Origin of the sequence: Amphritea sp. HPY (assembly GCF_050870985.1) — a bacterium.
Taxonomy (GTDB): domain Bacteria; phylum Pseudomonadota; class Gammaproteobacteria; order Pseudomonadales; family Balneatricaceae; genus Amphritea.
Genome location: NZ_CP194015.1, coordinates 816,514 through 829,203, shown reverse-complemented (window position 1 = coordinate 829,203; position 12,690 = coordinate 816,514). Strand labels below are relative to the sequence as shown.

General features: G+C 49.0%; 7 protein-coding genes. 2 read left to right on the top strand and 5 right to left on the bottom strand.

Going from position 1 to position 12,690, the window contains the following annotated elements:
• Window positions 1-352 precede the first annotated feature (352 nt).
• The gene (rlmKL, locus tag ACQUQM_RS03350; protein WP_432473069.1) at window positions 353-2,536 is read right to left on the bottom strand and encodes a bifunctional 23S rRNA (guanine(2069)-N(7))-methyltransferase RlmK/23S rRNA (guanine(2445)-N(2))-methyltransferase RlmL; all 2,184 of its coding nucleotides are present in this window, start codon (window positions 2,534-2,536) and stop codon (window positions 353-355) included.
• Window positions 2,537-2,988: 452 nt separating this feature from the next.
• On the opposite strand from rlmKL, the gene rmf reads away from it, so the two are divergent.
• Window positions 2,989-3,195 carry a ribosome modulation factor gene (gene rmf / locus ACQUQM_RS03345; protein WP_432473068.1) on the top strand — a complete coding sequence of 69 codons (207 nt, stop codon included), beginning with the start codon at window positions 2,989-2,991 and terminating at the stop codon, window positions 3,193-3,195.
• A 98-nt stretch (window positions 3,196-3,293) separates the two neighbouring features.
• Here the strand turns inward: rmf and ACQUQM_RS03340 are convergent, their stop codons facing one another.
• The 3 genes from ACQUQM_RS03340 to ACQUQM_RS03330 all read right to left on the bottom strand — a co-directional run bounded on the left by ACQUQM_RS03340 (window position 3,294) and on the right by ACQUQM_RS03330 (window position 9,535).
• Window positions 3,294-4,328, bottom strand: a complete 1,035-nt coding sequence (locus ACQUQM_RS03340; protein ID WP_432473067.1) for a quinone-dependent dihydroorotate dehydrogenase — start codon at window positions 4,326-4,328, stop codon at window positions 3,294-3,296.
• Window positions 4,329-4,393: 65 nt separating this feature from the next.
• Window positions 4,394-4,612: a DUF2835 domain-containing protein gene (locus ACQUQM_RS03335; protein ID WP_432473066.1), complete on the bottom strand. Its 219-nt coding sequence runs from the start codon at window positions 4,610-4,612 to the stop codon at window positions 4,394-4,396.
• 96 nt (window positions 4,613-4,708) lie between these two features.
• Window positions 4,709-9,535: an NAD-glutamate dehydrogenase gene (locus tag ACQUQM_RS03330; protein WP_432473065.1), complete on the bottom strand. Its 4,827-nt coding sequence runs from the start codon at window positions 9,533-9,535 to the stop codon at window positions 4,709-4,711.
• A gap of 277 nt (window positions 9,536-9,812) precedes the next feature.
• Between ACQUQM_RS03330 and ACQUQM_RS03325 the strand changes: the two genes are divergently transcribed.
• Window positions 9,813-11,546, top strand: a complete 1,734-nt coding sequence (locus ACQUQM_RS03325; protein ID WP_432473064.1) for a BatD family protein — start codon at window positions 9,813-9,815, stop codon at window positions 11,544-11,546.
• Window positions 11,547-11,718: 172 nt separating this feature from the next.
• Here ACQUQM_RS03325 and ACQUQM_RS03320 read toward each other — a convergent pair whose 3' ends face one another.
• Window positions 11,719-12,618 (bottom strand): TIGR01777 family oxidoreductase, encoded by a 900-nt coding sequence (locus ACQUQM_RS03320; RefSeq protein ID WP_432473063.1) that lies wholly within the window; start codon window positions 12,616-12,618, stop codon window positions 11,719-11,721.
• Window positions 12,619-12,690: the final 72 nt, after the last annotated feature.

Sequence of the window (12,690 nt, the reverse complement as noted above, 5' to 3'; positions counted from 1 at the left end):
ACGCACTCTTTTAACGCCCCAATCTAAATCAGAGCACCGCATTGGTGCGTTTTTATAATATTTTTTATTCCTGCGATACTCTGTTTACCAGCAAAGTCACCAATTCAGTGCCTTACAGCAGATCCCAGCAGGATTTTAGTATTCCTCGCCCTGTTTAATAGCAGGTTGCATGCCACTTTACCGACGCTGCACTAAAAACAACCACTCGCAGTGCTCTACTTTAGCGCCAGCACTGCAGCCCTTCTTCATCAGAAAACAGAAAATAACAAGACGATTAATCAGCCGCGTTGCTGAAGCCAATAAAAAACCGCCTACTGGCGGTTTTTATTATGTGCGACCCGACCTGAATAATTTACTTTTCAGAGATCTCAAAACACTGATGAATTTTATTATTCCGCTTATAGTCCAGGTCGATGCTCTGACGGGTAATGTCTTTCACCTCATACTTATCCAGTACCGCCGCATCCATTTTGAAACGACGATAATTATTGGAGAATATAAGCTTGCCACCCGGACGCAGGATAGCCATAGCCTGGTCGATCAACTCAATATGATCCCGTTGCACATCAAGCACATCAATCATACGCTTGGAATTAGAGAAGGTCGGCGGATCCATAAAGATCAGATCGTACAACTCGCCCTTCTGCGCCTTCAACCATTTACAGCAATCTTCCTGAACAAAGTGGTTAGTTGTTTCACTGAAACCGTTCAACGCAAAATTCTTGCGTGACCAGTTCAGATAGGTCGCCGACATATCGACACTGGTAGTCGATCGGGCACCACCCTTTGCAGCATGCAACGATGCCGTCGAGGTATAACTGAACAGGTTAAGAAAATCCTTGCCTGTTGCCTGCTGCTGAATCTGCAGTCGCACCGGCCGATGATCCAGGAACAACCCGGTATCCAGATAATCATGCAGATTGACCAGTAAACGGCAACCACCTTCAGACACTTCCATAAAGTTATCGGTCTGATCCTGCTTTTCGTACTGATTGGTACCTTGCTGGCGTTTACGCTGCTTCAATACCACATGATCGGCAGGTACCTGTAACAAGCCTGGTAACAGCTGCACGACTTCCTGCAAACGGGTAAAGGCCTTCACAGCATCGACACTCTTCGGTGGCGCGTACTCCTGAACATGCACCCAGTCACCATAAAGATCTACCGCCACGGCATACTCAGGCAGATCGGCATCGTATATGCGGTAACATTGAATATCGCTCTTACGCGCCCATTTAGTCAGCTGTTTGAGATTCTTTTTGATCCGGTTGGCAACCATAGTGGCACTTTCAGACAGCTCCACCTGAGCAGCATTCTGCTCAGCCAGAGCTTTCTGCTCAGCCTTTTGTGCTGCCTTCTCGATCGCTTCTTTCTCAGCCTCTGTCCGTTCGCGAATATTAAAAATCTGTAACTGACTTTCAATTGCACCGTTATACAACTTATAGGTTTTATCCGCCGCCAGCTTCATCATGCGGCACAACTCAGGGTTACCGGTAAACACCGCCGCTTGCCAGCCAACGAAGTCGGCCTTTAAACGCTCCCCCAGATGCTTATAAAGGAAGAACAGTGTTGGCTCATCACCGAGTCGCTCACCATAAGGCGGGTTAGTCAGAACTAAACCATGATCCGCCTTTGCCGGACGCTCTAAACGAGACAGGTCACGCTTCTCATAATGAATAAACTGCTCAACACCCGCCCGACGCGCATTATCACGCGCGAGATTGAGGACTTTAGGGTCTGCATCGAAACCTTCGAACTTGTTCCTCATCGCAGCCAAACCCGCTTCACGACGCTGATTAGCTTCTTCCAGCAGTTCTCGCCAGATAGACGCTTTATGCTGGGGCCAGAAGGTAAAGCCATAATCCTTGCGCAACAGTCCAGGGGCAATATCCGCCGCCATCATCGCTGCTTCCACCAACAGTGTACCGGATCCACACATCGGGTCGACGAACGCCTGCCCCTGCTGAGCCAGTTCAGGCCAACGACAACGGTACAGCAGCGCTGCCGCAAGGTTTTCTTTCATCGGTGCAGAACCTGCCTTCAGGCGGTATCCCCGTCGGTGCAGGCTATCGCCGGAGAGATCCAGTGCAATAGTCGCTTCTCCACGGTTAAGATGAACATTAATCCGCAGATCCGGCCGCGCACGATCAACCGATGGCCGCCGCCCGGTTTCTTCACGAATCTGATCAACAATGGCATCTTTCGTCTTCTGCGCGCCAAAGCGACTATGATTAATCCCTTCAGACTCGCCGGTAAAATCGATCGTCAGGGTGCCACTTGCGCGCAGATGCTCAAGCCACTGAACTTCCCTGACCCCCTGATATAACTGATCAGCGGTTTCCGCCGGACAGCGGTGCAGCTCAAATAGCACCCGGTTAGCAACCCGTGACCACAGGCAGGCGCGATACGCAGCCTCCAGACCACCACTAAAATAGACGCCAGCGAGGGTCTGCTTTGGCTGTTCGACTCCAAGCTGCTGAAGTTCATCAAACAGAACAGGCTCAAGGCCTTTAGGACAGGTTGCAAAAAATTTCATGCTATATGATCACTTTGTTAGATCGCTTTATTAGGAACTGCGCGCATGTTAACGGTAAAAGCTTTGCAGACCAAACACTAAGATCGTTATTGGTACACAAAACTTCAAAATGAATTTTTTTCAGATAAGTTTTTATCCTGCACTGAAGCAGTTTAACTTATTGAACTCGTTATTTTTTTGCATGTGCGCTCGCGGCAAACTTATTAAAAATCGAAATTCAATATGATTTTTTAATTACCAACCGATTTTTATTTACGTCATTGTGAAGTTCTGTAGTGTTCAGGGATGTCGAACTGCGGCCCCTGCTGCGCCACAGATAACGGGTTAGCTTAAACCTGAATATGGATTAGCCCTGAGATGGGCTCCGCAGCGGCACTGAGACATTTAGTTACCCGCTACACAGGTTCGCTATCCTGCCTTAAAAAAAGATAACGCAAAAGAGAGGCTGTCTTATGAAGAGACAAAAACGTGATCGTTCCTCAGTACTTTTCAATCGCGGCTTTCAGGCCGGACTCGTTGGTAAGTCGCGTGATGACTGCCCGGTCAGTGTCCAGGACCTGAGAAGTCACTGGATGAGTGGCTGGCGTGAAGGTCGGGAAGCTCACTGGAATGGTCAGTCGGGTGTCTCCGCTATAAATATCAATCCATCTCTACATTAATATCAGCCACTGTAATACGCAGCTTTGGCAGGAATAAAACAGGAAAGGCTCCCTACGGGAGCCTTTCTTTTATCTGCTGTTTATGCTGGAAGGCAGAATCAAGCTTGCCGCTTCTGCAGCTCCTGAATCGCTTTTACTGATTCGCCGATCAGTTGTGGTCCCCGATAAATGAAACCTGAATAGACTTGCACCAGAGACGCACCTGCCTCAATTTTCTCAGCCGCATCAAAACCATTGGTGATACCACCAACACCGATAATTGGTAACTTTCCATCCAGCTCCCGGGCCAGAATACGAATCGCCTTAGTCGATGAGTTTCTCACCGGTACACCACTAAGGCCACCAGCCTCCTGAGCGAACGGAGAATTCTCAACCCCTTCGCGGGACATCGTAGTATTAGTCGCAATAACCGCATCAATCTCATAAGACTTAAGAGAAGCTGCAACCATGGCAAACTCTTCTTCGCTCATATCAGGTGCAATTTTCACCGCCACAGGTACATACTTGCCATGTAAACTGGCCAACCGGGCCTGCTCGGTTTTCAGCGCATCTAACAACTCATTCAGAGAATCACCAAATTGCAGTGTACGCAGCCCTGGAGTATTCGGTGAAGAGATGTTGACCGTAATATAAGTCGCCTTGTCGTAGACCTTGCGCATACATATCAGGTAATCATCGATAGCATTTTCCACCGGGGTATCAAAATTCTTACCAATATTGATGCCCAGCACACCATCAAAACGACTTTTTTCAATATTTTTCAGCAGTGTATCGACGCCGAGATTGTTAAACCCCATTCGATTGATAATTGCCTGATGCTCTGGTATCCGAAACATGCGCGGTTTAGGGTTACCAGGCTGAGGCCGTGGCGTAACCGTGCCGACTTCGACAAAGCCAAAACCTAGTCCGGCCATGCCATCAATGGCGACACCATTTTTATCCAGGCCTGCAGCCAGCCCAACCGGATTAGGAAACTTAATTCCCATCACTTCAACCGGCGCACTGACCTGCTTAGCCCCCATGAATTTAGTCAATCCCATCGTTGCCATCAGGTTCATACTGTTGAGGGTCAGATCGTGAGACGTTTCCGGGTCCAGTTTAAAAAGCAAAGATCGGGCAAGTTGATAGAGCATGAAAGTCCATAAATCGGCTGAATTTGTGCGGCATTATATGCAATGCGGAGGACGCTGTAAAAAAATCACAACCGTTCAATCTGCTGAAACCTGCCCTGACCGTCAAAACAGATCCTAAAGCTCCCCTGAATACCGTTATGCAACAGATAAGGTTGCAGTAACGATGAAGGGAAACGCACCCTCCTGCCATCCCGGCTAAGAGCAATTACTTGTTTGGCTGCCTGTTTATAATGGGCAAGGTATTGCTCAGCAGAAATACTGATATCGACAACAACCTGATTCATAGACTTTGCTTCAACGCGAATTTATTTCTATATCGGAAAAGTTAGCATTATCGCCCCTGATCAAATGGAATAACAAGACAATTGCCGCATTCCCATTCAATCTCTGGTCAGTTCAGATAGCTCACTTATGGCAACGGTGAACATGGCATAGTCCTTCCGTTCTGAGGCTATAAGATCATTAATAACCCGAAGCCAGCGCTGTAAGCCATCACTGTTCTGCTCGCACCAGAGTCTCATGCAATCCTCTACACCATCGACAGCACTATTACGTAACATCGTCGATACAATTTTGCGTTGCTGCAGGTCGATATCATCGCGGAATGACTCCCGGGCCAGAGCCTGCCAGTGACTATCCCGCTCAAGTTGGTTAAGGTTCTGAATCAGCCAATACAACTGTAACTGTTCTCCCATCTCAAACATCACACTGGCTGCCTTATCAACCGGCACAGCGTTGTCTGCCGCCACTTCTATTATATTCAATACGCTGTACAGGCTTCGGGTTCCTGCGATAACTGTAGCCAGCTCCTGTGGAACATGAGCATCGGTATACCGCTCATAAGCCTCATGCCAATCCAATTTCGGCTGACCACACAGCAGACTGCCGAGTTCACTACCCACCTTGGCGATTGTCGCTCGAAATAGTACTAACTCCCCCTCATAGTCTTGCGATTCTGCTGTCCGGTTTGCAATAAACCAGCGGGTGGCGCGACGAATCAGATATTGCAGTTCATCCATCATCACCAACTGTATTGCCGCATCCACCTTATAATCCAGGGCTTCGATCTGTAGCCAGAGTCCTTCCATATCAAACACTTCCCGCGCCAGTACATAGGCCCGGGCTATTCTTTCGATACCTGCACGTGTGGAATTCTTAAGTCGATCAACGAATTTGAACCCCATCAGGTTGACCATATTATTGGCCAGCTGCGTGGCAACTATTTCGCGCTGCAGGCGATGCTTCAGCATCACTTCAGGAAAACTGGCAACCAGGCGTTCAGGGAAAGCGCTCCACATCTCCTTATTCAGATAGGGATCGTCCGGTACACCAGAGCGGAGTAACGACTGTTTCAACGCACCTTTACTATAAGCAATAAGAACTGATAGCTCGGGGCGGGTCAGGCCAACACCCCGAACCTGACGCTCAGCTAATTGCTCATCGGTCGGAATGAACTCCAATCCCCGATCAAGCACAGTTTCAGCTTCAAGGGCGCTAATATAGCGACGATTTTCTGCCATCGCGTCCACTGCCCGCATCTGCTCCAGACTAATCACCTGTACCTGGCGATAGTTATTATCAAGCACCTGCGTTGAAACATCCTCAGTCATATCAACCAGCAGCTTGTTGCGCTGCTTCACAGTCATATCACCGGCAGCAACAATTTCATTAAGCAAAATTTTAATATTCACTTCATGATCGGAACAATCTACGCCACCCGCATTGTCAATAAAATCGCAATTCACCCGCCCAAAACATAGAGCGTATTCCACCCGGGCCTGCGGGGTAATACCTAGATTTCCGCCTTCGCCAATAACCCGGCAACGTAGTTCACTGGCATTAATTCTGACTGCATCATTAACCTTATCGCCAACATCAATATTGGTTTCCTCCGACGCTTTGACAAAGGTTCCGATCCCTCCATTCCAAAGCAGGTCTACCGGCGCCCGCAGTAAACAGGAAATCAGTTCATTTGGTGTCAGCTTAGTTTCACTGATATCAAACGCCCGCTTCATCTCAGGGCTGATTGCAATTGACTTGGCGGAACGACTAAAGATGCCGCCACCTTTAGATATCAGCGTTTTATCATATTCACTCCAACCGGAACCTGGCAGCTCGAATAATCGTTTACGTTCAGTCCAGCTCAGCGCAGGGTCTGGTGTTGGGTCGATAAAAATATGCTGATGATTAAATCCCGCCTGCAAACAGATATGCCGGGACAGTAGCATGCCATTACCAAATACATCTCCGGACATATCACCGATACCGATCACACTAAAATCGGTGGCTGCAACATTAACCCCCAGCTCACGAAAGTGCCGTTCAACCGATACCCAGGCACCTTTCGCAGTAATCCCGATTCGCCTGTGGTCATAGCCCTGGCTGCCACCTGAAGCAAAGCCGTCACCAAGCCAATAACCACACTCCCGGGCGATGTCATTAGCTATATCGGAGAAAGCCACTGTGCCTTTATCCGCCGCAACCACCATATAGGGATCATTCTCATCGTGTCGTACTACATCATCCGGAGCGACAACTTCGCCCTGAATCAGATTATCGGTAACATCCAGCAAAGCACTGATAAAGATCCTGTAACAAGCAGTGCCTTCAGCCCGAGTTAACTCACGCCTGGTTATGCCGACGAGTCGTTTAGCGACGAACCCACCTTTAGCGCCGACCGGCACTATCACTGCATTCGTTACCTGCTGGGCCTTCATCAGCCCCAGCACCTCGGTGCGAAAGTCTTCCTCTCGCTCCGACCAGCGCACCCCTCCCCGAGCGACATGACCGGCACGCATATGCACACCCTGAAGTTGAGGTGAAATGACAAATATCTCAAACTTAGGCTTAGGCTCAGGCATTTCAGGGATCAGTTCCGGGAGCAGCTTCAGGGCGATATATGACTTCCGCTCACCCGATGGCAGGCGCTGATAGTAATTACTACGCTGAGTAGCCTGAATCAGTGCCAGAAGTTGCCTCAAAACCTTATCGTCATTGAGGCTTTCAACCTGCTCCAGGGCAGTCACAATCTGATATTTTTTCTGTTCTTGCTTTGTATCTCGCTGTTTAACGCCGTAATCCGGGTTAAAACGGGCATCGAACAACTGCAGCAAAAGCCCGGCAATATCACTGTGACTATTCAGGGTGGCACAAATCGCCGATTCACCGATGGAAAAACGTATCTGCTTCATATAAGCAGCGTAAGCCCGCAGCAGACTGACCTGACGCCAGCTTAAACCTGCGCTGAGTACCAATCGGTTAAACTCATCATTGGCAGCATTACCTTTCCAGATTTCCATAAATGCGCTCTGGAATACCTGTTTGATCTTCTGTATATCGATGTTTTCAGCCACGACACCGGTCAGATTAAAATCATGAATCCAGGCCTGGTTTCCGGTCGTAGTTAGCGCATAAGGATGCTCATCAATCACCCTCAGCCCCAGATTTTCGAGAACAGGAAGAATATCTGAAAGTGGTAACGGATTACCGAGGTTAAACAACTTAAAATTAAAGCCGCCGTGCTGTTTTTCAAGGGCACTATAAAAGCTCAGTGACAGGTTATTATCCTCATCCAGACTTTCTATATGCTGGATATCTACCACCGCCGTGCGAGCCGAAAAGTCATCCCGATAACTGGCAGGAAAACCCCGACCATACCGGTTAAATGCAATTATCCCGCGCTCTTCACCCAAGGTATCGACCAGGGCATCATACAGCTCATCGGTCCAGCTTTTTGCCGCGGACTGCACTTTAGTCTGCAGTAATGAGACATCAATCTGCTCGGGAATGATTTTATCGCTACGCAGTACAAAGTGGGTGCGAGCCAGAATAGACTCTGAGAAATAGGTATTAAACTCAGCATTACTGCAATCCAGTTCTGTCAGCAGAAGATGCTCAACTTTCAATCTGAACTCCGTGCTGTAAATATCCCTGGGCGCATATACCAGGCAGGAGACATAACGGCCAAATGGATCGCGACGCAGGAACAGTCGGATCTGGCGCCGTTCATGGATCTGCAGAATACCGATGACTGTGTCATATAACTCATCGACACTGGCCTGAAACAGATCATCTCTAGGATGGATTTCCAGTATCTGTAACAGTTCTTTCCAGTCGTGGCTGAATTTATGCCGGCCGGAGCGGGCCAGAACGGCATTCACCTTTTCCCTCACAACCGGTATCTGGCGGGCGTTACCCAGATATACCTCAGAGGTATAGAGCCCAAGAAACCGGCTTTCCCCGACCACTTTACCCTGCTTATTAAAGCGTTTAATGTTTATATAGTCAGGATAAGCTGGACGATGCACCCGTGATTTACTCGGTGATTTGGTAAACGACAGCAGATCAGGAATCAGGGTAAACTGCCCCAGATCACGCTGTTCATCATTAATCAGCTCAGCACGACAATAATCATCGCAGTATTTCAAAACCCCCAGCTGACTCCCGGCTAAAGGGAGCAGTTTTTTACTTCGGCTACTGGTCAACTCATATTCGTCATAACCCAAAAAAGTAAAATGTTGTTGCAGCCAACCGATGAATGCCCGGGTTTCAGCCATACCATCAGGGCGCTTAGCAGCCGGGATCGCATCGTACATGGCGATCAGCTGCTCTGTCTTACCCTGCATAGGTTGAAAATCCTCAACCACCATCGCTACCTGATAAAGAACATCATTCAGAGCCTGCTCCAGATCCTGCAGTAGCCGCGGATCGGCATGCCGGTCAATCTCAATCGATAACAAGGTCTCGTGGCGCGCCGACTTCGCCTTACTATTACTACTTAAAAAGCCTGCAAAGTGATTACGGTTATCCCGTTTTAATGTGATGACTGCATTGTGCAGCGCATGAATACCCAGATTACGTCGATTCAGTTCGACCCGAATAGAGTCGAGGGTAAACGGCAGGTCTTCGCTGAGCACCTCAACAATCGTATGCGCTGATTGCCAGCCATGTTCTTCAAACTCCGGGTTATAAATCCGTACTTTAGGCTGATCTAAAGAGTATTCCTGCAAAAACTCCCAGCTTGATAAAGTAGCACCATACAGATCGTCCAACCGCCAGTGCGCCATATCCTCTGCAGCAGCCGTGGCGAAATAGTGCCGCGTAAATTCGATTACCTGGCTGGCCCGCGGCCCGGGCAAACGTTTTTCAAGTTCAGCTTCCAGCTTCAGCAATATTGCAGCAGAGCTTGCCTTATCATTCGTAGCCATGACACACTCCAACTTAGATCCGTGTCTATGAGTATATGAAAAAACAACGTTTTAGCTGATTTAAAACAGAAATAAAGAATTGTGATCCGGTAATTTCATATGATTCGTTATTACTGACCTATTACATCGCGCCAGGATGCACAGCAGTACACTCCCTGGCCTTCAACCTGAGAGATTGAATAGCCAGATGTACCGCCAGAAAAATGCACATTTCGCTCGGACTAAAGTTTTAACTACAGTTCTAGCAACAGTTCTGACTACAGCTCTAACCACACTCATGGCCTTACCTGCCCAGGCTCAGGTCAATGTATCCCTTGATCGCTACAGTATCGCCCCGGCGGATACTGTCCAGCTAACGCTGGAAGTTGATCAGCGAGCCGCACAACGGCCGGATTTCTCTCCCCTGACCCGCGATTTTCATTTCCTGGGCAGTAAGCAGATGACCGTTTCCAGCCACTCTAACGGTAATAATCAATATACAACCCGCTGGCGAGTACTGTTGCGTCCCCGCCATAGCGGCGAACTACAAATACCGCCATTACAGATAAATAATGAACAAAGCACGCCTTTGCTGCTCAGCGTTGCGGGAGACAAATCATCCACAGCTGCAATCAACCGCGATAGCTTTTTGGAAAGTAATGTTGATACCAGCGAACTGTATATCAACAGCCAGTTACTCTATAGCCAACGCCTGTATCACCGCGCAGAGCTGCCGCCGATGGCTAACTTTTCCGAGCCACTGATCGAGCATGCCAACACTATAGCGCTGGGCGAAACCAATCGTTACAGCACCCAGCTCAAAGGGGAAACCTATCAGGTCATCGAAAAAAACTACGCTATATTCCCGGAACAGACCGGTCAGCTGACAATTCCAGCAGCAACCTTCAGTGCCGGACCCGGTATTGCTGAATTACAATCCGAAGCATTCAGTATCGATGTATTGCCTCAGGCCAACCAGAAAAAGAAAGGCTACTGGTTACCTTCGAGCCAGGTCAGTATTACCGATAACTGGCAACGCCCCGACACAATAACGCCTGCCACGCCGATTACCCGCCAAATAACCATCAGTGCTACCGGCCTTCCTGCGGCAGCGTTGCCGGCGCTGATGCCGCTGCGTAACGAACTCGCCAGCATAGAAGTCACCGATGTAAGCCTGAGCCAGGAATATAGCAGCAAGGGGGTCATCAGCAGCCGCACGGAAACGATTCTAATCACGCCCCTGGAACGGGGCGAAATCACCCTGCCTGAGATCAGGATTCCATGGTGGAATATCACTAAAGACCGGGCCGAACAGAGCATTATTAATCCGATAATCCTGCGTGTAGAAGCGGGATCAAAGCTTACCTCCGGGCAGACACAGGCGGCGGAGGCTACCCCCCCCCTTACCAGCGAAATTACCGCCACTGACGGCTCGGCCTTAAGCAGCTCAAAAACAGTCGTGACTAGCGCCCATGAAGACTTAAATCAGCAGACAGTGCCTGCTCAACCTGCGCCAGACAATAGCCACTTCCTGATCTGGCTATTAACAGCAATTGCGGTTATTTCAGCCCTGGGCTGGCTATATAGCTATGCTGCTCTGCGCAGACTTAAACAGCAACTCGATACTGACGGCTCGCAAACGGTCGAGGAAGAGGTCGAACTGTCTGCGATATTGCCGCAGCATTTTTCAGACGATGATGACTTCAACTATGATGCTGCCGAGTTGCTCAAAGTTGAGCTGGCTGAACGCGATGCGTTCCAGGCTGCCCTTAGCGCCTGCGAACAGAATATGGCATTAGAAGCCAGGTTACTGATGTTGGAATGGGGTCGGCAGTTCTGGCCTGAAATAGAGATCAACAGCAGTATTGATCTGAGCGATATCTGTAACAGTAAAACCCTGGATCTGTTGCTTATCGATATGGAGAATCATATCGATGGCACAGAAACCGATTACTGGTCCGGCGACCTGCTGGCCGAAGCACTGGATAAAATCAGGGAAAAGCAACTCAGTAAACGCTTTGAACTCAGCTAAGCAACACCTGATTCAGCGCGGTCCTGAGATCCGGAAAAGCAAACTTATATCCTGGAAGTGCCGCTCAGTCAGCGCTATGAACTTAACTAAGCAATACCTGATTCAATGCGGTTCTGAGATCAGGGAAGGCGAACTTATAGCTTGGAAGTGCCGCTCAGAATACAATATAAACTCAACTAAGTAACACCTGATTCAGTGCTGTTCTAAGATCCGGAAAAGCAAATTTGTAGCCTGCCTGCATCAGTTTTTCCGGATATACTCGTTGCCCCTTAAGCAACAGTTCACTCCCCTCACCCAACATCAGATCAAGAACAAAACCCGGCACGGTGAACCAGGCAGGACGATGCAACACAGAGGCCAGCTCACGACTGAACTCGGCATTAGTCACTGCCTCTGGCGCAGTCAGGTTATAAGCTCCGGTAAACAGAGTGTGGGTCAACATCATACATATCACTTCGACTTCATCTTCAACGTGAATCCATGACATCCACTGCTGTCCACCGTCGATCCGGCCACCCAGCCCCAAACGGAAAGCCGGCAACATCTTAGCCAATGCACCACCATGGCCGAGCACTATACCGGTGCGAACAATACATACCCTGAGGCCGAACGCCTGCGCCTCTTCAGCTAACTGCTCCCACTGCTGACACAACTGATGGGGGTAGCCATCAACGACGACGCTATCTTCAGCCAGAACCTGATCCCCCTCCTGACTTCCGTAATAACCTACGGCGGAGCCACTGATCAACACCTCAGGCTTATGTTCCAGGCGCTTAATAAACTGTATCAGTTGCCGGGTTGTATCCAGGCGACTGTCCAGCAACACCTGTTTACGTTGTTCGCTCCAGCGCTGGTCGACTATTCCTTCGCCGGCAAGATTGATAATGCCGTTGATCTGTTCATGATTATCGAGCTGCTCCAGATCGGTTACAACCCTGACTTGATCGCCAAACAATCTGCGGGCTTTATCCGCAGAACGAACCAGAAGTACCGGTTCATGGGTATATTCCATCAATCTCGGAACCAGATGTTTGCCAATGAATCCTGTCGCACCCGTAAGCAGAATTTTCATTCCCTGTTCTCCAAAGCATTGCATTAATCAGTGCCAACCCCTATAAACATAGTCCAACTCATCTGCTACGAG

What these genes read in the sequence shown, in the direction of transcription:
- rlmKL (WP_432473069.1), bottom strand. Translation starts at nt 2,536, where the DNA reads ATGAAATTTTTTGCAACCTGTCCTAAAGGCCTTGAGCCTGTTCTGTTT.
- rmf (WP_432473068.1), top strand. Translation starts at nt 2,989, where the DNA reads ATGAAGAGACAAAAACGTGATCGTTCCTCAGTACTTTTCAATCGCGGC.
- ACQUQM_RS03340 (WP_432473067.1), bottom strand. Translation starts at nt 4,328, where the DNA reads ATGCTCTATCAACTTGCCCGATCTTTGCTTTTTAAACTGGACCCGGAA.
- ACQUQM_RS03335 (WP_432473066.1), bottom strand. Translation starts at nt 4,612, where the DNA reads ATGAATCAGGTTGTTGTCGATATCAGTATTTCTGCTGAGCAATACCTT.
- ACQUQM_RS03330 (WP_432473065.1), bottom strand. Translation starts at nt 9,535, where the DNA reads ATGGCTACGAATGATAAGGCAAGCTCTGCTGCAATATTGCTGAAGCTG.
- ACQUQM_RS03325 (WP_432473064.1), top strand. Translation starts at nt 9,813, where the DNA reads ATGGCCTTACCTGCCCAGGCTCAGGTCAATGTATCCCTTGATCGCTAC.
- ACQUQM_RS03320 (WP_432473063.1), bottom strand. Translation starts at nt 12,618, where the DNA reads ATGAAAATTCTGCTTACGGGTGCGACAGGATTCATTGGCAAACATCTG.